This window comes from Cystobacter fuscus (assembly GCF_002305875.1).
Classification (GTDB): domain Bacteria; phylum Myxococcota; class Myxococcia; order Myxococcales; family Myxococcaceae; genus Cystobacter; species Cystobacter fuscus_A.
In genome coordinates, this window is record NZ_CP022098.1 from 5,780,568 (window position 1) to 5,803,731 (window position 23,164).

At 69.4% G+C, this 23,164-nt stretch carries 16 protein-coding genes and 1 riboswitch; of the genes, 4 read left to right on the forward strand and 12 right to left on the reverse strand.

Translation table 11 applies throughout. The features are described from left to right. Positions 1–49: 49 nt before the first annotated feature. Positions 50–2,410 carry a SulP family inorganic anion transporter gene (locus CYFUS_RS23535; protein WP_095987270.1) on the reverse strand — a complete coding sequence of 787 codons (2,361 nt, stop codon included), beginning with the start codon at positions 2,408–2,410 and terminating at the stop codon, positions 50–52. Between the two features lie 142 nt (positions 2,411–2,552). After that, the gene (locus tag CYFUS_RS23540; protein ID WP_095987271.1) at positions 2,553–2,912 is read right to left on the reverse strand and encodes a hypothetical protein; all 360 of its coding nucleotides are present in this window, start codon (positions 2,910–2,912) and stop codon (positions 2,553–2,555) included. Positions 2,913–3,163: 251 nt separating this feature from the next. Between CYFUS_RS23540 and CYFUS_RS23545 the strand changes: the two genes are divergently transcribed. Then, on the forward strand, positions 3,164–5,380 hold the full coding sequence (locus CYFUS_RS23545; RefSeq protein ID WP_232537818.1) for a sensor histidine kinase: 2,217 nt from the start codon (positions 3,164–3,166) through the stop codon (positions 5,378–5,380). An 18-nt stretch (positions 5,381–5,398) separates the two neighbouring features. Here CYFUS_RS23545 and CYFUS_RS23550 read toward each other — a convergent pair whose 3' ends face one another. From CYFUS_RS23550 to CYFUS_RS23590, 9 genes are all read right to left on the reverse strand, one after another. Beyond that, positions 5,399–6,019, reverse strand: coding sequence for a TIGR02265 family protein (locus CYFUS_RS23550; protein ID WP_157758609.1), 621 nt, complete (start codon positions 6,017–6,019; stop codon positions 5,399–5,401). Between the two features lie 120 nt (positions 6,020–6,139). Beyond that, positions 6,140–7,276 carry a hypothetical protein gene (locus CYFUS_RS23555; RefSeq protein WP_095987274.1) on the reverse strand — a complete coding sequence of 379 codons (1,137 nt, stop codon included), beginning with the start codon at positions 7,274–7,276 and terminating at the stop codon, positions 6,140–6,142. Positions 7,277–7,735: 459 nt separating this feature from the next. Further along, positions 7,736–8,821 carry a prenyltransferase/squalene oxidase repeat-containing protein gene (locus CYFUS_RS23560; RefSeq protein ID WP_198316722.1) on the reverse strand — a complete coding sequence of 362 codons (1,086 nt, stop codon included), beginning with the start codon at positions 8,819–8,821 and terminating at the stop codon, positions 7,736–7,738. A gap of 201 nt (positions 8,822–9,022) precedes the next feature. Then, a complete protein-coding gene (ahcY, locus tag CYFUS_RS23565; RefSeq protein ID WP_095987276.1) occupies positions 9,023–10,441 on the reverse strand; it encodes an adenosylhomocysteinase in 1,419 nt (472 codons plus the stop codon). Between the two features lie 76 nt (positions 10,442–10,517). Then, positions 10,518–10,588, reverse strand: a riboswitch (S-adenosyl-L-homocysteine riboswitch). A gap of 123 nt (positions 10,589–10,711) precedes the next feature. Beyond that, positions 10,712–13,441, reverse strand: coding sequence for a glycoside hydrolase family 3 protein (locus tag CYFUS_RS23570; RefSeq protein WP_095987277.1), 2,730 nt, complete (start codon positions 13,439–13,441; stop codon positions 10,712–10,714). Between the two features lie 261 nt (positions 13,442–13,702). Beyond that, positions 13,703–14,302 (reverse strand): YbhB/YbcL family Raf kinase inhibitor-like protein, encoded by a 600-nt coding sequence (locus CYFUS_RS23575; protein ID WP_095987278.1) that lies wholly within the window; start codon positions 14,300–14,302, stop codon positions 13,703–13,705. Positions 14,303–14,418: 116 nt separating this feature from the next. Beyond that, on the reverse strand, positions 14,419–16,263 hold the full coding sequence (locus CYFUS_RS23580; protein WP_095987279.1) for a vWA domain-containing protein: 1,845 nt from the start codon (positions 16,261–16,263) through the stop codon (positions 14,419–14,421). 60 nt (positions 16,264–16,323) lie between these two features. Beyond that, positions 16,324–17,421 (reverse strand): heparan-alpha-glucosaminide N-acetyltransferase domain-containing protein, encoded by a 1,098-nt coding sequence (locus CYFUS_RS23585; RefSeq protein ID WP_095987280.1) that lies wholly within the window; start codon positions 17,419–17,421, stop codon positions 16,324–16,326. Next, positions 17,418–17,954: a DUF3105 domain-containing protein gene (locus CYFUS_RS23590; protein WP_095987281.1), complete on the reverse strand. Its 537-nt coding sequence runs from the start codon at positions 17,952–17,954 to the stop codon at positions 17,418–17,420. The genes CYFUS_RS23585 and CYFUS_RS23590 overlap by 4 nt, the downstream gene beginning before the upstream one ends. A gap of 118 nt (positions 17,955–18,072) precedes the next feature. Between CYFUS_RS23590 and CYFUS_RS23595 the strand changes: the two genes are divergently transcribed. The 3 genes from CYFUS_RS23595 to CYFUS_RS23605 all read left to right on the forward strand — a co-directional run bounded on the left by CYFUS_RS23595 (position 18,073) and on the right by CYFUS_RS23605 (position 22,522). Next, on the forward strand, positions 18,073–19,995 hold the full coding sequence (locus CYFUS_RS23595) for a M2 family metallopeptidase (RefSeq protein WP_232537727.1): 1,923 nt from the start codon (positions 18,073–18,075) through the stop codon (positions 19,993–19,995). 128 nt (positions 19,996–20,123) lie between these two features. Beyond that, the gene (locus CYFUS_RS23600) at positions 20,124–20,327 is read left to right on the forward strand and encodes a cold-shock protein (protein WP_002620680.1); all 204 of its coding nucleotides are present in this window, start codon (positions 20,124–20,126) and stop codon (positions 20,325–20,327) included. A 215-nt stretch (positions 20,328–20,542) separates the two neighbouring features. Next, positions 20,543–22,522: a hypothetical protein gene (locus tag CYFUS_RS23605; RefSeq protein ID WP_232537728.1), complete on the forward strand. Its 1,980-nt coding sequence runs from the start codon at positions 20,543–20,545 to the stop codon at positions 22,520–22,522. A gap of 4 nt (positions 22,523–22,526) precedes the next feature. On the opposite strand, the gene CYFUS_RS23610 is transcribed toward CYFUS_RS23605, so the two are convergent. Next, positions 22,527–23,150 carry a TetR/AcrR family transcriptional regulator gene (locus CYFUS_RS23610; RefSeq protein WP_232537729.1) on the reverse strand — a complete coding sequence of 208 codons (624 nt, stop codon included), beginning with the start codon at positions 23,148–23,150 and terminating at the stop codon, positions 22,527–22,529. Positions 23,151–23,164 lie beyond the last annotated feature (14 nt).

Below are 23,164 nucleotides of genomic sequence, written 5' to 3' on the forward strand. Positions count from 1 at the left end.
GCGGGGGCGGGAGCCCGGCTCGGGTGACCGGGCCCCCCTCCCACCGTGACTAGATGCCCGGCGCCGCCGCGTCCTCCTGGGAGGCGTGGCCGTCACCCCGCGAGGACGGGCTCCCGTCGCCATGGGCGTGGGAGGCGTTGTCGCGCACCGGGAGGCCGAGGGGAGCCCACTCGCCCGTCTTCGGCTCGAACTCCAGCACCTCCGAGTGGCCCACGTCGTAGAACCAGGCGTGCAGCCGCACCTCGCCGGCGTCGTACTTGCGGCGCAGCACGGGGTTGGTGAGCGCGTTGTCCAGCTGCACCAGGGCGTTGGCCTTGGCCGCGTCCTCGGGGGTGGCGTTGGGGGGCAGCTTGCCGAGCACGGGCGTGGCCTCGGCCAGCCAGTTGACCACCCCGGGCAGCCCCTCGGGCTTGTCCTTGCTCAGCAGCGCCTTCATGGCGCCGCAGGCCGAGTGGCCGCAGACGATGACGTCCGACACGCCCAGCACCTCCAGCCCGTACTCGATGGCGCTGCTCACCGCGGGGGACAGGGGCGAGTGGTTCTCGGGCACGAGGTTGCCCACGTTGCGCACGATGAACAGCTCGCCGGGATCCGTGGAGGTGATGAGGCTCGGGCTGATGCGGCTGTCGGCGCAGGTGATGAGCAGCGTGTGCGGCGTCTGGCCCTTGGCGAGCCGGCCGAACAGCTCCCCGTAGCGGGGGCGGCGCGCGCGGCGGAAGCGCTCCACGCCGTGCACCAACCGATCCCTCGGCGAGGTCTGCGTCGCGCCCTGGAGGCCCTGGAGGCGGGCCACCACGTCGGACTCGGTGAGGGCGAAGAGCTCCTCGAAGCGCGAGTCCTCTCCGGCCTGGCGCAAGAGCAGGCGCTGCACCTCGGGCAGCGCGCCCTGGATGACGAGCGGGTGCTGGGCCTCCAGCAGCTCACGCACCAGCTGCGTCATCAGCTCCGCGCCCGACACGTCCATGGCCGTCACGTCCGAGAAGTCGAACACCATGCCGCGCCCGGGCTCCAGCGCGTGGGCCTCGTTGCGCATGGCCTCGATCTTCCCGGCGCTCAGGAAGGTGATGGGGCCGGTGAGCAGGAAGCGGTAGGGCCCGGCCGAGTTCGTGTGGACGATTCCCGCCTGGCCCCGGCCCAGCCGCGCGACGGCGATGGCCAGCGCCACGATGATGCCCGCCTGCACGCCGACGATGAAGTCCAGGAGCACGACGGACGCGAAGGTGACGATGAACACCGTCCCCTCCGTGCGCGACACCTTCCAGAGTCCCAGCAGCTCCCGCGGGCGCAGCATGCGCACCGCCAGGGCCATCAGCACGCCGACGAGCGCCACGATGGGGATGTGCGCGAGCACGGGCAGCAGCAGCAACACCGCCCCCAGCACGAGCAGCGCGTGCAGCAGCGTGGCGCGCCGGGTGCGTCCCCCGGCCTTCGCGTTGAGCGCGGCGCGCGCGTAGGCACCCGCCGCCGGGATGCCGCCGAGCAGCGACACGGCCATGTTGCTCAGTCCCAGGCCCACGAGATCCTGATCCGGATCATGCGTGGGACGCGGAGACAGCCTGGCCACCACGCCGCCGGCCGTCACCGCCGTCAGGGACGACAGGGCGTAGACGACGAGCGCGGTGCTCATCAACTGGACCCAGCCCGACGTGGGCATGCTCGGCATGGCGGGCAGGGGCAGCGCGTGGGGCAGCGCGCCGAGCGTCGGCACGTCCAGGCGCAGGCCCAGGACGAGGGCGCTGGTGACGGCGACGGCGATGAGGGGCGAGGGCAGCTTGGGCGCCACCCGGGGCAGGGTCAGGGTGATGGCCAGCGTGAGCGCGGTGAGGGCGAGCGCGACGGGCTGGGTCTGATGAATCAACTGACCCAGGTGCGCCAGGACGTCGAACACGTGGTTCTGGTCCGGAGCCGGCAGGCCCAGGGCGCGCGGGAGCTGCCAGACGAGGAGGATGGCGCCGATGCCGGCGGTGAAGCCCGACACCACCGGCATGGGCACCAGGCGGATGGCGCGGCCGAGCCCCAGCAGGCCGGTGAGCACCTGCAGCACACCCACCACCAGGCCGATGGTGAGCAGGCCCCGCAGGCCGTACTGCTGCACGGCCGAGGCGATGAGCACCGCCATGGCGGCGGTCGGGCCCGTCACCAGCAGGGGCGTGCCGCCAAACAAGGAGCCGACGACGCCCGCGACGATGGCCGTCACCAGGGCGATTTCCGGGGACACTCCCGAGGCCAGACCGATGGCCAGGGACAGGGGGACGGCCACGCTGGCCACCTGCAAGGCGGCCACGACGTCTTCCTTGAGATCACGGGAGGAGAAGAGGGCCTTCCACTCGGGAAGCAGCTCGCGCAGGCCGAGGCCCGAGCGCACGGAGGGGAGGTGAGGACGAAGCCGGGAAAGGAAGTTCACACTCATGGCGTAAAAAGTGAAGTCGATGACACAGCGGCGCCATGGCGCCCGGGCAACGACATGCCCGGGGACCACGAGCCCCATGGAGTTGAAGAATGAAGAAAGGGAGACGCTTCTGTCGGACCGAGGGGATGGGCGCCCGAGGCACCTACCCCCCGATGCGTTGCTCGTCGTCCGGCGGAACGCGGGGCGGCATCAACGCCGCACGCCAACGTGCCACGGCGATATGCGTCTCGTGCGAGGGGAGCGCCGCGGCCACCCGGCTCTCGGGCCGGGACTCGTGCCGGGGCTCCAGCCTCCACCGTCTCGCCGCTCCGGCGGACCAGCGCATCTGGCAGCCCGAACGCAGTCCGGGCAGCTCCGCCCTCTCGGCCAGTGTCGGACGGGGGGAGTCCTCGACCTCCAGTCCCTGCGCGCACCGTTGCCAGAACCCCGCCTGGACGAGCACGGATGGCTGCTGGAGGGACAGCAGGGCGCACAGCAAGAGCTGGAGGAACGGAAGGCGCAAGGGCTCTAATCTAACCCATCTGGGTGACGCGGCGCATCCCCAATTCATTTGAGCCCATGCAACTTTCACGTGAATCACTGGATTCCAGGTTCATGCTGACAGATTTACCAGTCAAGATAAACGGGATAAGTGTGTAAAATGAGGCGGTTCCTCGTGATAGTATGATGCGACGTTGAAGGTCACCCCGAAGGGCCGCGGAGGGTGTATCCGTGGACTCCACCGGCGAGCCTTCAGGAGGACCGTACAACGTGATGCCGTCGCTCAGGCCCATCCGCTTCCTGCTCTACCCGTCGCTCGGGGAGGTGCGGGAGCACGTCCGCGTCGAACTCTTCGGCCGGACCTTGTCCGAGCAACTGGGACGCACCGTGGTGATGGAGCTGGCGCCCACCTACGAGTTCCTGGAGGCCGAGCTGCAGCGGGGACAGGTGGACATGGCGTGGGCCACGGCCGAGCAATGTGACGCCTACGAGCCGCGGGCCCGGGCGGTGGTGCGCGCGGTGCGCTCGGGCAGCTGGCACTACCACGCCGCCCTGGTGTGCCGCGCGGACACGCCGCTCACGCTCGAGACGCTGCGAGGCCAGCGCGCCGCCTGGGTGGCCCCGCACTCCACGGGAGGGCATCTGCTGCCCCTGCGTTTCCTGGCCCAGCGGGGCCTCTCCCCGGACTCGCTCTTCGGGGAGCAGCGCTTCCTGGGCACCTACCGCCGGGCGCTCCGGGCGGTGATCTCGGGGGAGGCGGACGTGACGTCCGTGTTCGCCAGCCACTCCAACGAGCACGCCATCCGCGCCACCCTGGCGGGCTTCGTCGGCCACGAGCACACGCGGCTCGTCCCGTTCCTCTACACCGAGCCCACCCTGGCCGATGGCATCATCCTCACCCCGCGGCTGTCCGAGGCGGAGGCCCAGGCGATCGTCGCCGTGCTCACGCGGATGAACGTGGATGGCTCGGGCCTGGAGATGTTGATGGGGCCCTTCCGGGTGGAGGGCTTCGTCCTTCCGTCCGAGGCGGAGCGCACGCCCACCGCCAGCCGGCCGATGCTCGGCGCCGAGTACGTCGTGGCGGAGCTGGACGGGCAGGAGCGCTGCCACCGGATGTGGGCGCCCTCGGGCCGCGCCTTCGGTCGGGACATCACCGGCGCCGACGGGCGCACGCTGTCGGAGCTGCTGGGCCAGGAGGCGAGCGAGCCCCTGCTGTCGTTGGCCCGCACGGTGCGCCAGCGCGGCCTGGGCGGAAGGTTGGACTACCGGCTGGACGTGGAGGGGGAGCCGCGCTGGTACGTGGCGGAAATCACCCCCTGTGTCCCCCAGGAGGGCGCGGCCGGGGCTCGCCTGGGCCTGCTGGTGCGCGACGTCTCGGCGATGCGCGCCCTGGAGGAGCCCATGTACCGCCTGGCCTCCTTTCCGCTGCTGCATCCCGAGCCGTTGCTGGAGCTGAGCTCGCAGGGCGAGCTGCGCTACGCCAACGCGGCCACGTACTCGGCCTTCCCGGAGCTGCTGGAGCAGGAGGCGCAGCACCCGATCGTGCAGGCCGCGCTGCAGTGGGCCTGGCGTGGCGCGCCCGCGGGTGAGCCCATGCCCACGGTGCAGCTGCGCGGCCACGACTGGGAGCTCACGGTGTTGCAGCTGAGCGATCCGCCCGGCCTGCGCTTGTTCGCGCGCGACGTGACGGTGCGCAAGCAGATGGAGGCGCGGCTGCTCCAGGCGGATCGGCTCTCGGCGCTGGGCTCGCTGGCGGCGGCGGTGGGGCACGAGATGAACAACCCGCTGGCCTTCATGCTGGCCAACCTCTCCTTCGCGCGCGAGGAGCTGGAGCGGCTCGGCCAACTGCCACGTCTGCGCGGCGAGGCGGGGCAGGCGCTGGACGACGTGCTGGAGGCCCTGTCCGAGACGGTGCAGGGCGCGCTGCGCCTCAAGCACATCGTCCAGGACTTGCGCACGCTCTCGCGCAAGCCGCCGGAGCACCGGGCGCGCGTGGACGTGCGGCCGGTGCTGGACAACGCGCTGAAGCTGGTGCGCGGCGAGCTGGTGGCCCGGGCGCGGCTGGAGCGCGACTTCCACGAGGTGCCGCCCGTGGACGCGGACGAGGCCCGGCTCAGCCAGCTCTTCCTCAACCTGCTGCTCAACGCCGTGCAGGCCATGGACGTGGAGAACTGCGCGCGCAACGTGCTGCGCGTGGCCGTCTACACGGGCGAGGAAGGCGAGGTGGTGGTGGAGGTCCAGGACACCGGCCGGGGCCTGCCCCCCGAGGCGCTCTCGCGCATCTTCGAGCCCGTCGTCTCCGCGCGCGCCCCGCACACGGGGCTGGGCCTGTCGGTGAGCCACGCCATCGTCACGAGCCTGGGCGGCACGCTGCGCGCCGAGAGCCACGAGGGCCGCGGCACGCTGCTCACCCTCACGCTGCCCGAGGCGGGAGATCAGCCCTGGCCCCGCTCGGAGCCGGACGCCTCTCCGGCGCTGCTCGCCGGGTAGGGCAGGCGAGCCCGGCGCTCAATCCCAGGAGAACTCCACCTCGTTGTCCAGCGGCCCCACCTGCCGGCCCCGCACCTCGGCGGTGGTGATGCCCAGCGTGCGGAACAGCCCCACCAACCCGCCCTCGTGGCTGAGGTAGAGCAGGAAGTCGCGCCGGGTGACGAGTATCCCCCGACGGCTTCCCGTCCAGTGCACGGACAGCTCCCCGAAGCTCGCCGCCGCCCGGAAGGCCACCGGCATGTTGTTGATGAGCTGCCGCGGCCCCTCCTTCGTCAGCAGCATGAAGGCCTTGCCCACCACCGAGCTGAGGAAGCCGGGCGCGAGCCCCGAGGACATGCGGCGTATCGCGTTGTCGAACGAGCCGTACTTCTCCTGGAGCATCCACGCCGCCGTGTACTGCAGCCGGAGGTAGTCGCTGACGGGATAGGTGAAGAAGCTCTTGAAGCTCGCCTCCACGCACTGTGCCTGGCAGCGCGCCATGGCCTCGTCGCCCAGCTCCATGCGCACCGCGTCGAGCAGGTTGTGGAAGGACAATCCCCGCACGGTGTCGGTGGCCGTCGCCAGTGAGAGCCGCCGTTGCAACTCCATCTCCGTCCCCAACCCCGACTCTCCCTCCATGGAGATTTGACTCGCCGTCATCCTCTGGCTCCTCCCATCGCGTCCAGGGCGGAAGACTCTAGCCGTCATGCACTCCGAAGGGCCATGCCTTGGCGGAGGATGGGGGTGTCTGGCGGGAGGGGGAGGGAGGAGGCGAGGGCTTCACGGGGCGAGCGAGGCGCGGACCTCGTCGAGGTCTCCGAAGACATAGCGCCCCCGCCGCCGATCCTGGCCCAGCCAGCGCTGGATGAGCGCGAGGTAGGCCTTGGCCTCGGGAGGGCGGCCGGGTTGGAAGACGAGCTTCACGTGGTTGAGCCGCCGCAGGAAGACGGGGAGGGCGTGAGGGGCCAGTCCCGCGGACAAGGTCCTCAGGTGGGAGGGAAGGGCCTCGGGACGCGAGCGCAGGTGGAGATGCCCCACCCAGTCCACGAGCGCCCGCCGCTTGGTGGGCAGACACAGGCCCCGAGCCTCGAGCACCTCGAGCAGCGCCGACCAGCGCGCGGTGTCCGCCTCGTGCAGGCTCTCCGCCTGATGGCACTCCACGCCCAGGCGGGGCTGGACGGTTTCGTCCACGTCCAGGCTCAGCGCCAGGCGCTCCACGTGAGGCACCACCGCCGACAGCAGCGGCTCCCACTCGGAGGAGGCTCCCGGCCAGCCGACGCGCTCGAGGTAGTCCGGCAGGGTGTCGGGCGTCAGGCCATGCAGACACAGCCGCACCCCCTCGAAGCGGCGCGAGAACATGGCGCCCACGGCCGACACCTGGCCGCCGGATGGCAGGGCCTCGAGGCAGGCGACCACCCGCTCCCGGATGGCGGGAGCCAGCGGCTCGCCCCAGAGCAGGGCGAGGGCCTGCTCCATGACCTCCAGGTCGCGCGTCGCCCCCCGCTCGTATTCGATGAAGAAGGAGGGGATGGGCTCCTGCTCGGGCGTCCCCTCGACGTCGAACTCCAGGAAGATGTCGCCAATCTCCCGCGCCAGGGGTGAGCCCGGCTCGTCCCAGCGCGCGCCGAAGCGCCGCAGACGCTCCCAGACGGGGTGGGTGAAACGCGAGAGCTCGAACCGCCCTCCGGGGTCTCCCCGTCCGGCGAGCACCGCGCGGCTGCCATCCGCGGCGAGGAACCTCACGCCCAGATCCGCCAGCGCCTGGGGCTGACCCAGCCGGCACTCGAAGCCGGAGGCCGAGGCGGGCGGGAGCTGCCGGGCGATCCGCTGGAGATTCCCGAACGCCTCGGACGAGATGAGCGCGGGAGACAGGTGCGGCGCGGCGAGTCTCAGGTACGCATCCAATGCATCGCTCATGGGCCCCCTCCTTCAATGCCTGACAACCCTGGCTGTCCAAACAAACAACGGACGGGCGCGTTCAGGGCGCCCGTCCGTGGGAACGACAGGGTTGCGGGTAGGGCTTACTGCCAGGCCTGCGTGTTGCTCAATTCCTGCGCCTCGCCGGAGATGAGATCATCCAGCGCTTCGTCGCTCAGCTCGGTGAGATTGGCAGGCTGCTCGGAGAGGGTCTCGTTGCTCATGGCATTACCTCGCTGGGGATAGTGGTCCTGGATGGGGGGACGAGTATCTGTCCAGGTTCGCTCCCGGCGGTCAGTCATTCCGTCCGCCGAAAGCGATTAGAAGAATAAAGAGTGGCCAATGAGAAGTCAAAGTGTCTGCCTCTCTTTTTCTGTAAGTCATTGATGACCTCCCCTGGGTCGGAAAACAACCCGTCTGGAGTACAGTAAGACAGGACAGGCGGGCTGTATTGGATTGTCATGAGAGCCCTCGGCCGGGACGCGGCCCCTCGAGGCAATCGGCCAGGGCCGACACCACGGTGGCGGTGGTGAAGAGCCGGTTGCGATCCGTGAGCACGGGCAGCAGGAGGCAGCCCTGGGGATCCTCCCAGGGCGCGTGCTCCCCGGGGCGAGGCATCCGCATGAGGGGGGCGCTGTCCCAATCCCCCTCGGGCCGTTGGGTTCGCACCAACCATTGGAGACCGGAGCGCAGCGCGGCGCCGGAGGGCCCGGGGTCGAGCCGCAGCGTGGCGAGGGCGAGCGCGGTGTCGAACGCGGTGGACGCGCCCCCGATGCCGTTGCCCCAGCCCCCATCCTCCCGCTGGGTGTCCAGCGTCCAACGCACCGCGCGGGCCACCGCCCCGGACGTGTCTCCCTCGAGCTGGAGCAGCTCCGCCGCGTGGCGGGTGGTGTACGTCCGGCCGTGCCACCAATAGGCGTCCCAGAAGCCCTCGGGAGACTGTCGTTGCCGCACCCGGTGGGCACAGGCCTCGAGCACGGGCCGGTGACGCGGCGCTCCCACGGCGTGCAGCACCCGTCCGGCCAGGGCGCTGACGCACAGGTGCACGTCACACCAGCTACTGCCCGGATAGCTGGCCCAACCATCCAGGGAGGGCTGCTCGGCGGGGCGGTACGTGCGAAAGCCCCCCTCGGTCTCGTCCCAATAGTGCAGCAGCCGCGCGCAGGCCTCGGCGAGCGCCGCCTCGTCGGAGGGCTCGCCCCGGGTGTGGGAGAGGAAGTGCACCACGTTGGCGGTGGAGTCGGCGTCGGCGGGGGTGGCCAGGCTGAAGCCCCAGCCCCCCTCCTTATGAGCGTGTGCCTTCAACCAGTCACGCGCCCGCCGCAACACGGCCGGGTCCGCTCCTACCCGGGCCAATGCCTGTCCGACATAGGCGGTGACCCATTGCGAGCTGATGACGTCCCGGTCGCCCACCACGAACCGGAAGCGGAAATCCAACCAGCGCCCATCCGCCTTTTGTGCCTGCTCCAGGGCACGCCGGGCTCGCGCGAGCGACTCGATGACCGTGGCTTCCAGTTCCGGCGCGTGCTGCGGGATGGCATCCATCCGCGTCCTCCCCCCTGGGTGGCGGCTTCCCTCCAGTATGACTGGCTTCATGTGGTGCCGCGATCTTTTCGATCGGTCAGACACCTTGCAAGATCCAGCCTAGGCCGACAATTCTAGCGAATACCTGGATTCCGCGATTCTTCGGGGGAGGGAGCGGCGGCGGTGACGCGCGCCACCGCTCCCCGGTACTCCCACCGCTAGCTAGTAGCGGTAGTGGTCGCTCTTGTACGGACCCTCCTGGGTCACGCCGATGTACTTCGCCTGCTCGGGGGTGAGCTGGGTGAGCTCCGCGCCCAGCTTGGACAGCTGCAGGCGCGCCACCTTCTCATCCAGGTGCCGCGGCAGCATGTACACGCCCGGCTTGTACTGGCCCGGCTTGGTGAAGATCTCGATCTGCGCCAGCACCTGGTTGGCGAAGGAGGAACTCATCACGTAGCTGGGGTGGCCGGTGCCGCAGCCCAGGTTCACCAGCCGGCCCTCGGCCAGCAGGATGATGCGCTTGTTGTCCGGGAAGATGACGTGGTCCACCTGCGGCTTGATGTTGTCCCACTTGTACTGGCGCAGGCTCGCCACATCGATCTCGTTGTCGAAGTGGCCGATGTTGCACACGATGGCGTTGTTCTTCATCCGCTTCATGTGCTCGTGGGTGAGCACCTGGAAGTTGCCCGTGGCGGTGACGAAGATGTCGGCCTTGTCCGCGGCGTAGTCCATGGAGACCACGCGGTAGCCTTCCATGGCCGCCTGCAGGGCGCAGATGGGATCGATCTCGGTGACCCACACCTGGGCCTGCAGCCCGCGCAGCGCCTGCGCCGAGCCCTTGCCCACCTCGCCATAGCCGGCCACCACGGCCACCTTGCCCGCGATCATCACGTCCGTGGCGCGCTTGATGGCGTCCACCAGCGACTCGCGGCAGCCGTAGATGTTGTCGAACTTGGACTTGGTCACCGAGTCATTGACGTTGATGGCCGGGAACTTGAGCCGGCCCTCCTTCGCCATCTGGTAGAGCCGGTGCACGCCCGTGGTGGTCTCCTCGGTGACGCCCTGGATGTTCTTGAGCGTCTTGGAGTACCAGCCCGGCTGCTTCTCCAGCCGCTTGCGGATGGCGGCGAAGAGGATCGTCTCCTCCTCGCTGCCCGGCTTGGCCAGCACCGACGCATCCGTCTCCGCGTTGGCACCCAGGTGGAGCAGCAGCGTGGCGTCGCCGCCATCATCGAGGATCATGTTGGGCGAGCCGCCATCGGCCCACTCGAAGATGCGGTGCGTGTAGTCCCAGTACTGCTCCAGCGTCTCGCCCTTGAAGGCGAACACGGGGGTGCCGCCCGCGGCGATGGCGGCCGCGGCGTGGTCCTGCGTGGAGAAGATGTTGCACGAGGCCCAGCGCACCTCCGCGCCGAGTGCCTCCAGCGTCTGGATGAGCACCGCGGTCTGGATGGTCATGTGCAGCGAGCCCGCGATGCGCGCGCCCTTGAGCGGCTGGCGCTTGGCGTACTCGTCGCGGATCGCCATCAGACCGGGCATCTCGGTCTCGGCGATCGCGATCTCCTTGCGGCCCCACTCGGCCAGCTTGATGTCCGCGACCTTGTAATCCGTGAACTTGTTCAAATCGACGACAGCCCTCATGCGGTTGCTCCTGCGTGGCGGCAGGGGTCGGATGGGGCGGGGAGTCGCTCGCCACACCCGGGCCTCGGAAGCCACGAGTCAGCGAGCGCCGTTACGGGAACCTGAGCCTGGCGGGGAGTCCTCCCCGTTGCAGCGCTCCTCAGGGTGCGCGCACCCTACCTCAAGGTCGCCGTCCGTCGCCAGGGAACAAAAAGGCGGGGAGGGAAGGGGGGCCCACCCGCCCGGCTCCTTCCCACCCCGCCCTGGAGGCGCGTCGAACGAGGCCTCCGACTACTTCTTCCCGGAGAGGGCCGCCGGGGTCGGGGCGCCCGCGCACGTGACCGTGCCCGGCTTGTTCGGCACCCAGCGGATGTTGGCGATCGTCAGCTTCATCGTGCCGGAGGTGGTGAGCAACAGGGGCGTGTCGACCTCCTGGTAGTTCACGTTCTCGTCATTGAAGCACACGAGCGGGAGGGCGACCTCCGTCCACTCCCCGAGGGGCAGCGCCTTGAAGGCCTGGGTGACGTCGAGCTCGGCGCGCTGGGGCCACGGGGTGTCCACCCGGGCGGTCACCCCGCTGGTCGGGTACTCGCTCATCTTGAGGTCGAACACCACCGAGCTGTTCGAGTTGCGGTACGCCTGGAGGTTGCGCCGCTCCCCGGACGCCTGCATGAGGATCTGCCCCGCCTTCGTCCAGGTGGCCTCGATGCCGGCCCACTGGCTGCCCACGCGGTCACCCGTCGGGGTGGCGATGACCTCGCCCTGGAGCGTCTGGGTGCTATCGCCCGTGGACTGGCGCACCTCGATGTCCCACTTGGGATCCGCGCCAATGCGCATGACCCAGCCGTTCTGGTTGCCGCGCTCGAAGATGACCAGCGGCTGGTTCGTGGTGTCCGTCGGCAGGTCGCCCGCGCCGCAGCCCTTCGCCGGGCTGGCCTCCTCGAGCGCGCCCTGCTCCTGGCCCTGGGCGTAGCTCAGACCGTAGCCGTAGGGGTAGAGGGGCTCGTAGCTCGCATCCAGCCGGTTGATCGCCGTCTGGCAGGCGCTCTTGGGCCAGGAGTAGGACAGCTTGCCGGTGAAGTCGAAGTCGACCGAGCCGTCCTCCTTCTTGAACAGCACGTCCGTGATGCCGTCCCCCTCGGTGCCGGGCAGGAAGGCCGCGACGAAGGCATCCGAGCGGTTGAGCTCCCTGTGGGTGTAGAGCGGGCGGCCCGAGTACAGCACGGTGACGATCTTCTTCACGCCCTTGGCCTTCAGGCTGTTGAGGAGCTCCAGATCCCTCTTGCCCTTGAAGGGGGCGCCGCCGGAGTTGCTCAGCCGGATGTTGGAGTACTCCAGGGTGAAGTTGTCCCCGATGTCGCCGTAGCCCTCGGCGTAGGGGATTTCCCCGAGCACCACCACGGCCACGTCGTAGCTCGCGTCCGCGAGCGCTCCGTCGGCGCTGTGCACGGCATTGGGGGCGATCTTCTGGATGGCGCCCCACAGCGTGGTGCCACCGCCGAACTCCTCGTTCGTGTTGTCATTGCCCTGCCAGCTCAGGGACCAGCCACCGGACTGATCCCTCAGGCTGTCGGCGCTCTCGCCCGCCACGAGGATCTTCGCCGAGCGCGCGAGCGGCAGCGTGTTGCCGTTGTTCTTGAGCAGCACGAGCGACTTGCGCACCGCCTCGCGCGCCACGGCCCGGTGCTCGGGCGTGCCGACCTGGGCGGTGGTCATGCGCTCGGAGGGCTTGGGCTTGGTGAACAGGCCCGCGCGGAGCTTCACGCGCAGGATGCGGCGCACCGCGTCGTCGATGCGCTCCTGCTTGATCTCCCCCTTCTTCACCGAGTCGATGGTGTTCGTGATGAAGGCTTTCCAGTCCGAGGGCACCATGATCATGTCCACGCCGGCGTTGATCGCCTCCGGGCAGTTCGCGGCGGTGCAGGTGATGGGCGAGTCGCTGTTGTCCGGCTTGATCTGCCCGAGGCCGTTCCAGTCGGAGATGACGTAGCCGTCGAAGCCCATCTTGTTCTTCAGCACGTCCGTCAGCAGGTACTTGCCGGCGTGCATCTTGTAGGGCTTGGCGCTCTCGCCCTTGGAGGCATCCTTCCAGCTGCTGAAGGACGCCATGACCGTCTGGGCACCCGCCTCGAGCGCGGTGACGTAGCCGCGGCCGTGGATGTTGAGCAGATCCTGCTCGGTGACGAAGGTGATGCCTTCGTTCTTGCCCTTGAGGGTGCCGCCATCCCCCAGGAAGTGCTTGGGCGTGGCGACGACCTTCTCGTTGGCCTTGGCGTCCTTGCCGAGCTGACCCTGGAGCCCCTCGACGATCTTCCCCCCGTACGCCGCCACGAGGGCGGGATCCTCGGAGTAGCCCTCATAGGTGCGGCCCCAGCGATCATCGCGCACCACGGCGAGCGTCGGACCGAAGACCCAGTCGATGCCGGTGCTGACCACCTCGCGCGCCGTCACCTCGCCAATGCGCTTGATCAGCTCCGGATCCCGCGTGGCGCCCAGGCCGATGTTGTGCGGGAAGAACGTCGCGCCCTTCACGTTGTTGTGGCCGTGCACCGCGTCCGTTCCCCAGGTGATGGGGATCTGGTGGGGGTTGGCCGTCTTGTCCATCGAGGCCTCCCAATACCTGTCGGCGAGCGACGTCCAGTCCTGGATCGTCGCGGCCTTGTTCGAGTTGGGCCAGGCGCCGCCTCCGTTGAGCACCGAGCCGATGTGGTAGTCGCGCACCTGCTCGGGCGTGATGCTCTTGATTTCGGGCTGGGTCATCTGCCCGATCTTCTCCTCGAGCGTCATCGCGCTCACGATGGCGTCGATGCGCTTCTCCAGCTCCTCGTCGCGAGGGATGGTGCTCTGCACCCGGGGCCAGTCCGGCAGCGGCTCCAGGGGCTTGTCGATGGCCTGCTCGGGCGGGGGATTCGTGGGGTCGGGGTCGGGCGTCGGCTCCGGTTTCGAGGGGCACGCCGTCAACGCCAGTAGCGCCACGAGCGCGCACGCGGGAGTCTTGCGCCTTGCGAACAGCCGTTCCATGTACTCTCCAACTTGTCGGGTAGGGTGCACTGACTCGCGTGTGCTGCTCCGGGCCATGCGAAATGAAAGTCCATGGAGCAGCAACCGCGTGTCGAAGCGGCGGCGACGCTAGAGGCAATGGACTGGTCACGCAACGGCCAAGTGAAACTGTCAGCCTTTGAGCAGAACACGAGCAATCGCTTGTGACAGCGGCGTGGCTTGCCGCGTCAAGCATTGCTGCCACGAGCCAGCAACTTGATCCCTCCCGTCCTGGTCGGGGAATCAGTGGAGCGCGCCGCGCTGGTAGGTGCCCACCAGTTCACCAAAGCCCAGCACGTGGCCCTTCATCTGGCGCAGGAGCGAGGAGCGTCCCGGGTGCGTGCCGCGGTGGAGCTCCCGATCCAGGGCGAAGAGCTGGAAGTGGTAGTGGTGCGCGGAGTCACCACGGGGCGGCGAGCAGCCCACCCAACCGGTGCGCAGCAGCGTCGTGCGACCCGTCTCGACCGTCGTCGCCTGCTCCTTGCTCAACAGGATGCCCAGGCTGCGGGCCTCCGGGGGCATCAGGGCGATCCAATGCACGAAGGGCTGGGGCGTGGGGGCGTCGGGATCCTCGGCGATGAGGACGAGCGAGCGCGTCCGCTCGGGCACGTCCCGCCACAACAGGGGCGGAGTGAGGCTGTCCCCATCCGCGGTGTACCGGCTGGGAATGGGCCCGCCCTGGTTGAAGGCCACGGAATCCATGGGGATGATCACCGGCAGTCCACGCACACCGAGCCGGGCGGACGCGAGCCGCTCGGCTCCCGCCCTGACCGACGAGCGGCCTCCGAGGAGGAGGTGGGGAACTCCCGTCAGCAAAGCCCGAACCGTATGACCGATTTCCATGGGTGAAGCCTCCCGCGACAACCTTGGCTCCACCCCCGCCGTGAAGCAGCGACACGGTGGGGGGACGAGAGCCTTCCTGGCTGGTCTTCCGGGGAGCGCTTCGGGCACATGGCCGCTCAGCGGGCGTCGCGGGCCGTGGCGCCGAGCAGTCCACGCGCCTGGGCGACGAGCCGGGTGAATTCCGCCCGGTCGGACTGTCCCTCGGTGGCGCCCTCGGCGAGCTTCTGCACCGTGGCGAGGTTCCACTCCTTGGCGCTCGGGCTGCCCCGGAGCACGTCCGCGGTGGCCGCCACCGCCAGGGCGAAGCGGAAGTCGGCGGAGGCCGCCTCGAGCGAGGCGCGCATCATCTTCGGCTCGAAGGGGAAGGCCTGCTCGGCGGCCTCGGTCCCGGAGGGCGTCTTCGCGCGGATGCGCACCGTGCCCAGGGACGCCTGGGGCTGGGTGAGCTCCACCTCGTAGAGCGCGGTGACGCTGTGGCCGGCGCCAATCTCGCCCGCGTCCACCTTGTCGTCGCGGAAGTCCTGGTCGGCGATGTTCCGGTTCTCGTAACCCACCAGCCGGTAGCGGCGCACCACCTTGGGGTCGAACTCCACCTGCACCTTCACGTCCTTGGCGATGACCTCCAGGGTGCCGGTGAGCTGCTGCTCGAAGACCTTGCGCGCTTCCTTGTGGCTGTCGATGTAGAAGCAGTTGCCGTTGCCCTTGTCGGCGAGCTTCTCCATCAGGTCATCCCGGTAGTTGCCCATGCCGAAGCCGATGGTCGACAGGGTGACGCCTTCCTTCACGTAGCCCTCGATGCCGCGCAGCATGGTGTCCGCGGAGAGGTTGGGGCCGATGTTGGCGTCGCCATCCGTGAGCACCACCACGCGCGACACCACGCGGGCCGAGGCCTTCTTCACCGCGTGCCGATAGGCCATCTCCATGCCCGAGCCCATGGCGGTGCCGCCCCCGGACTCCAGCGAGTCGATGGCCTTGTAGATGCGCTCCAGGTCCGTCGCCGGGGTGGGCGACAGCACGTCCCGGGTGCTCCCCGCGTAGGTGACGAGCGCCACCGTGTCGTTCTCGTTGAGGTTCTTCACCGCGATCTTCATCGCCTCCTTGGCCAGCGGCAGCTTGTCCGGCTGGCTCATGGAGCCACTGGTGTCCACGAGGAAGACGAGGTGCGCGGGCTTGCGCTGCGAGCGCGAGACGCTCTTGCCCTGGATGCCCACGCGTACGAAGTGCCGGCCCTGGGCGAAGGGGGAGGGCGCGCCCTCCAGGTGCACGCGGAAGGCGCCCTCCTCGGGAGGGGCGTAGCGGTACTTGAAGTAGTTGACGAACTCCTCCACCCGCACCGACGCGCCCGGGGGCAGCGAGCCCTGGGTGAGGTAGCGGCGGGCCACCGTGTACGAGGCCGTGTCCACGTCCACCGCGAAGGTGGAGAGCTTGTCCGCGGCGGTCTCGGTGAAGGCGTTGGGCGTGTGTTCGGCGAAGGTGTTGCCCGGCGACACGGGCTCGGGTGCGCGGTCGTACAATTGAGTGGGCAGCTTCGCGGGGGCGGGTTTCGCGGCGCGCTTCATCTCCATCTTGGGGGCGAGGGAGGCCTGGGGGGCGGCGAGGGCCCTCCCGGCGGACGCGGCGCTGACTCCCGCGGTCGCCGATCCTTCGTCCACGACCGCGTCTGCTTCAACCTCGGCGGGGGCGGGTGCCGCCTCGAGCTCCATCTGGGGCGCGCGGCGAGCAGGGGGGGCGGCGAGGACTTCGCGCTGATCGAGCTTCTTGCTGGCGGGCGCCGCCACGAATTCCTGCTGGGGCTCGGGCGGGGGGGGAGGAGGGCTGTCGGCGAGGACTTCCTTCCGCGCGACCTCCTTGCCCTGGATGACCGCGGCGGGGTTGGAGGACGTGCTGCATCCGGAAACGAGGCTCAGGGCGAGGGCGGCGCCTCCCCAACGGCTCAGGGGGTTGGGCTTGGACGAGGGCATGTGCGCTCCAGGGCGGTCCGTGGACATGGGCCCTGCAAACGCACCAGCCGCGCGTTCGATCTACCGGGGTCGCGCGAATTCTTCCTCACGACCTTGCCGGGCGGCTCGGGAGAGGAGCCGTCGCAGCGGCAGGTCTCGCACCAGCTCCAGGCCCTGGCACAGCGCGTAGGTCAGCAGGATGAGCAGCCCCGTCAGCAGGGCATACTGTCCCCAGCCACAGCGGTTGCCCCACACCACCTCGAAGCTGAAGCCGAAGACGTGGAAGTAGAGCAGCCCCAGGTGGATGACGTACGCGGACAGGGACGAGGAGCCGAAGGACTCCACGAAGCGGCGGAGCCGTGAGGGGACTCCCTCCGAACCCCGCCACGCCTCCAGCGCCACCAGCGCGAGCAGCGGGATGCACACCCACAGCCAGCGCTCGGCCGCGTTGGAGGGGTTGGTGACGTAGAAGTGGTGGTCCGGGTAGAGGGCCTTGAGGGGCCGCGCGGCGTACGAGCCGGCCAACCCGAGCCCGATGAGCAGCAGCAGGGCCCTCACGAGCCCCGAGCGGCCCTGCTCTCCGGTGACGGCTCCCGCGTACGCGCCGAGCCAGGCGAAGCCGAGCCAGGGCAACAAGGGAAACACCGCCCCGGTGGACTTGTTGAGCAGGAAGGCCCAGGGCCCGCTCACGTCCTCGCTCAGGGGCGAGAGGAAGAAGGTGATGAACGCCAGCGCCAGGGTCACTCCGCGCAGCACGCGAGGCCGTGAGGCCAGGCCCGCGCCGACGCCCAGCAGGAGCAGCAGCGACAGTCCCACGCAGTGCAGGATGTCCATGCGCACGAGCCACCGTGGCTCCTGGAACAGGGGAAACCACATCCAGTTGACGAGCGTGGCCGCGCCGAGCACCTGGAGGATCCGCCGCAGGTTGCGCCCGAGCCGCTCGCCGCGCCTGCCGCTCGCGGTGCTGCGCACCAGCAGGAGAGCGAGCGCGAAGCCCGCGGAGAAGAGGAAGGCCGGGGCCACCACGCCGTCCGCCCGGAGCAGCTCCCTCGCCGCCTTGCTCACGCGCAGGTCCGGCCGCAGCAGCACGAGCGCGTGGCATTGGATCATCATCAGCACGGCGAGTCCACGCAGCCAGTCGATGGCGCGCACCCGCTCGAGGGCAGGCGGAGGGCTCATGGAAGGCAGGACAGCTCGGGTTCGGGGGCGCCCTGGTCTTGCAGGCGCAGCAGGCAGCGCAGGGCCACGGGGTCGGGAGTGTCCGCGCTCCAGGAGCGCCGCCACAGCAGGGCGGCCACGCGCGTGGGGATGCGCGAGTCCGGCGCGACGAGGGCGCGCACCACGCCGTTGCTTCCCACGCGGGCCTCCTTCTGGAGTTCCGTCAGCGTGGCGACGATCTCGGGGCAACCCTCGGGGCAGTTGTAGAGGAAGACGGCGTGCCCGTGCTCCAGGTTGTGTACCCACATGCACCGGTTGGGCTCGGTGTCATACGCCCGGCAGCTCAAGGTGTTCGCGCAATGCGGCCCGCTGGTGGGCGGATTCAGGCCGTCCCCGCACTGGGTGCTCGAGCAGGACACGTGCTGGGTGCTCGCGGGGGCGGGGGAGAGCGGAAAGTCATAGGGTGCACACTCCGCGTCGTCGGGAAGACTCGGGCCGCACGCGGAGAGGAGAACCCACGACAGGAGGTGGACGAGGCGCAGGGGCGACGACATCCATGCGGTCTTATCGCATCCCGCGCGGGGATGGGGGAGTCACCTGGAGGCGTGCCGGGATGCTTGGACGCCGAGAAGGGTTGCATCCGGATCCCGTTCCTCTAGCGTTCGCCCCCTCATGACTCACACCCCGCTCCGTTCCTTCTTCCTGCGCGCGGCCCTCCTGGCCGTGCCGCTCGCCGCCTCCGCTGGCTGCACGTCCTCGGCCCATGGCGCCACGGCCGCGCCCTCCGAGGCCGCTCCCGGCGCGACCCCCGCGACGGTTCCCCCCCAGTCCGCCACCACGCAGGCCGACGGGGCGGCCCTCACCGCGGAGGACGCGCGCCAGTTCGCCACCCGCGTGAATGACGAGCTCAAGCGCTTGTGGGTGAAGCAGGCCACGGCCGATTGGATCAAATCCACCTACATCACCGACGACACGGAGCGCAACGCGGCGAGCGTCAACGAGGAGGTGATGGCCTACCTCAGCCAGGCCATCCCGCAGGCCGCGCGCTTCAAGGACGTGAAGGGGCTGGATGCGGAGTCCGCGCGCGTGCTGCGGCTGCTGCGGCTGTCCTCCATGCTGCCCGCGCCCAACGAGCCGGCGCAGCGCTCGGAGCTGGCGTCCATCGCCGCGAAGCTCGAGGGCATCTACGGCAAGGGCAAGTATTGCGGCAAGGATGGCAAGGGGGCCTGCAAGGACCTGGGCGAGCTGTCCGACGTCATGGCCACCAACCGCGACTACAACACGCTGCTGGAGGCGTGGGTGGGGTGGCACACCATCTCCCAGCCCATGCGTCCGCTCTACGAGCGCCTGGTGTCGCTGTCCAACGCGGGTGCCCAGGAGATCGGCTTCAAGGACCTGGGGGCGCTGTGGCGCTCGAACTACGACATGCCGCCCGAGGCCTTCGAGCAGGAGGCCCAGCGGCTGTGGGGGCAGGTCAAGCCGCTCTATGACGACCTGCACTGCTACGTGCGCGCCCGTCTCGCCAAGCAGTACGGCGAGGACAAGGTGCCCGCGGGCAAGGCCATTCCCGCGCACCTGTTGGGCAACATGTGGGCGCAGGAGTGGAACAACATCTATGGCCTCGTGGAGCCCTACAAGGGCCAGCCCAGCCTGGACGTGGACGCGGAGCTGAAGAAGCAGAAGTACGACGCCATCCGCATGGTGAAGCTGGGCGAGGGGTTCTTCACCTCGCTGGGCCTCAAGCCCCTGCCGGAGACGTTCTGGCAGCGCTCGCAGTTCACCAAGCCGCGCGATCGCGAGGTGGTGTGCCATGCCAGCGCGTGGGACGTCACCTACGACAACGACTTGCGCATCAAGATGTGCATCAAGACCACCGAGGAGGACCTGGTCACCATCCACCACGAGCTGGGGCACGACTACTACTACACGTATTACTACAAGCTGCCGGTGCTCTTTCAGCAGGGCGCCAATGATGGCTTTCACGAGGCCATCGGTGATGCCATCACCCTGTCCATCACCCCGGGCTATCTCAAACAGATGGGCCTGTTGAAGGACGTGCCCACGGGGGACAAGGGCCTCATCAACCTGCAGATGAAGGACGCGATGGAGAAGGTGGCCTTCCTGCCCTTCGGTCTGCTGGTGGATCAATGGCGTTGGGAGGTGTTCTCCGGGCGGGTGACGCCGGCGGACTACAACGCGTCCTGGTGGGCGCTGCGCGAGAAGTACCAGGGCGTGCGCGCGCCGGTGGAGCGCTCGGAGAAGGACTTCGACGCGGGCGCCAAGTACCACGTCCCCGCCAACGTGCCCTACACGCGCTACTTCCTGGCGCGCATCCTCCAATTCCAGTTCCACCGCGCCCTCTGCCAGGCCGCCGGCCACCAGGGCCCGCTGCACGAGTGCTCCATCTATGGCAACAAGGAGGCTGGCAAACGGCTCCAGGCCATGCTGGAGCTGGGCGCGAGCAAGCCCTGGCCCGAGGCGCTCGTGGCGCTCACCGGCCAGCGGGAGATGGATGCTTCGGCCATGCTGGAATACTTCACTCCCCTGCGTCGCTGGTTGCAGGAACAGAACAAGGGACAGCAGTGCGGTTGGTAAGTCCAGGCAGACCACCCGGTAGACAGGCCTGAAGCACTCGCTTACATTGGTGGCCGCTTGGCTGGGCTTTCTCCAGCCGGGACCTGGCGGCGAAGGTCCGCGCGGGTGTCGACGGAAGAAGAGTGCAAATGGCGACTGGTACCGTGAAGTGGTTCAACGATGCGAAGGGCTTTGGATTCATCACGCAGGACGGCGGTGGCGAGGACGTGTTCTGCCACCACACCGCCATCCAGGTGGATGGGTTCCGCACCCTGGCCGAGGGCCAGCAGGTGGAGTTCGAGGTGACCCGCGGCCCCAAGGGCTTGCAGGCGCAGAACGTTCGCCCGGTGTAACGCTGAATCACTTTCTCAGCTGTTCCCCATAAAAGGGTCCGGTCCGACTGGGATCGGGCCCTTTTCTTCTTTCCGGAGTCCCTCGCGTGTCCTCGCGCTCGAAGTCCTGGTTCCGCGCCCCCCGCGCATCCGTGGCCGCCCTGCTCACCTGCCTGGGTTGTGCCTCGGGTTCATCCGCCGTCTCCCCCCATCCGTCTTCCCCGGAGACCTCGTCCATGAAGTCCTCTCCCTCGCGTCCGGAGCTGGTGGCCCGGCTCGTCGCCCGCCATGGTGAGGCGCACCGGGCCCGCATCGAGCGCGGAGTGGCGCAGGTGGCCGCGCTGTGGCGCGAGGAGGACGGAGACCTGGAGGCCTTCGTCACCGAGTACTTCATCCCCGACGAGGCGGCGCTCGACGCCACCCTGGCCCGGCTGGAGCAGGCGCTGGAGCAGCTCGATGGACACCTGAACGAGGTGGGCCGGGAGCTGCGGCGCCCCACGGATCTGGACCTGGGGCCGTTGCTTCCGGTGGATGCACTGCTCGCCGCCCATGATCCGAGCGCGCACGTCACCGAGGATTTGTTCCGCGCGAAGGTGGGCTTCGTGGCGCTGCTCAACTTCCCGCTCACCACGCTCACCGAGCGCATGGAGCAGGGCCCGGGCTACACGCGCCGCCAGTGGGCGGAAGTCCGGCTCACGGGTCGCTTCAACAGCCGCGTGCCCGCCGAGGTGCGGCAGGAGGCGACGCGCGCGAGCGCGGCCGCGGACCTCTACATCGCCGAGTACAACCTCTGGATGCACCACCTGGTGGACGCCCAGGGGCGCCGGCTCTTTCCCAAGGGCATGCGGCTCATCAGTCACTGGAACCTGCGCGACGAGCTGAAGTCGCGCTACGCGGATCCAGAGGGCGTGGCGAAGCAGCGGATGATCATCCAGGTGATGAGCCGCATCGTCACGCAGACGATCCCCGCGGCGGTCATCGACAATCCGCGCGTGGATTGGGATCCCTTCACCAACACGGTGAAGGCGGCGCCCGCGGAGGAGGTGGAGGCGGACGTGCCCCAGCGCCCGGTGGTGGTGGATGGAGCGCGCGAGGACGACGTGCGCTACGCGAAGCTGCTGGCGCACTTCCACGCGGCGCGCAAGGTGGACCCCTACGTGCCGGTGGCGCCCACGGCGCTCGCCCGGAGCTTCGAGCTGGGACGGGAGCTGCCCGAGGCCCGGGTGAAGGCGCTGTTGGAGCAGGTGCTCACCTCTCCGCTGGTGCCCCGGGTGGCGAAGGTCATCGAGCAGCGCCTGGGCCGCGCGCTCGAGCCGCAGGAGCTGTGGTACGCCGGCTTCAAGGCGAACGCGACGCGCCCCGAGGCGGAGCTGGACGCGCTCACGCGAAAGCGCTACCCGACCGCGGACGCCTATGCCCGGGACATGCCCCGCCTGCTCCAGGAGCTGGGGTTCTCCAAGGAGAAGGCCACCTTCCTCGCCGAGCACATCCGGGTGGATCCGGCGCGCGGCGCTGGCCACGCGATGCAGGCGGCGCGGCGCGGCGACTTCCCCCGGCTGCGCACGCGCGTGGGCCCGGGCGGCATGGACTACAAGGGCTACAACATCGCGGTGCACGAGATGGGGCACAACGTGGAGCAGGTGTTCTCGCTCTACAACGTGGACCACACGCTGCTCGCGGGCGTGCCCAACAACGCCTTCACCGAGGCGCTCGCCTTCGTCTTCCAGGCACGAGACATGGAACTGCTCGGCCTGGCGAAGCCCGACGCGGCGAGCGAGCGCGAGCGGGTGCTCAACGACTTCTGGCAGACGTGGGAGATCGCCGGCGTGGCGCTGGTGGACATCGCGGTCTGGCATTGGATGTACGAGCACCCGGACGCCACGCCCGCGAGCCTGCGCGAGGCGGTGGTGCGCATCGCCCAGGAGACGTGGGATCGCTACTACGCGCCCGTGCTGGGCGGGCAGGGCACGCCGCTCCTGGGCATCTACAGCCACATGATCTCCTACCCGCTGTACCTGGCGGACTACCCGCTGGGACACCTCATCGCCTTCCAGCTCGAGGAGCACCTGCGCAAGTCCGGCAAGCTGGGCGCGGAGTTCGAGCGGATGGCGAGCCAGGGCGCCCTGACCCCCGATGTGTGGATGACGAAGGCCACGGGCGCGCCGGTGAGCGCCGAGCCGCTGCTGCGCGCCACGGAGAAGGCACTCGGCCAGTGAGCGGTCAGCGCTTCCCGGTGGCGGCCTGCTCGGAGAGCGCGCGCAGGCCGCCGAGGGTCATGGCGGTGAGCCGCTCGAGGTAGTCCGGCGGGGTGGATTGCCCCGTCACGATCACCCGCCAATAGAGCGGGGCGCCGAGCAGATCCAGGGCGAGGTCGACATCGAGGTCGGGTGACAGCTCGCCCCGGTCCATGGCCCGGCGCAACAGCTCCTGGGCCCGGGCGCGCCGTCCCTGTTGGATTCCCGTGCGCACCGCCGAGGAGAGCGCCGGTGTGCGTCGCATCTCCGCGTGCATGTCCGGCAGGATGCGCGTGATGAGCGGCCGGCGCAGCAGGGCCCGGGTCTGCTCGAGCAGGGCCGCGACGTCGCCGCGCAGCGACCCCGTGTCCGGGATGTCGATCAGATCGGTGCCCACCTCGGCGAGCAGCTCCGACACCATCTCCAGCTTCGAGGGCCAGCGCCGGTAGATGGCCGCCTTGCCCACCCCGGCGCGCTTGGCCACGGCCTCGATGCTCAGCGCGGCATACCCCGTCTTCGCCAGCTCGCGGAACAGGGCGCGGGTGATGGCGCTGGTGACGTCGGCCTGGAGCACCGCCGCTCCGGCGACCTTCCTCTGCGTTCTTCGCATGGGCTTTCCGTTCA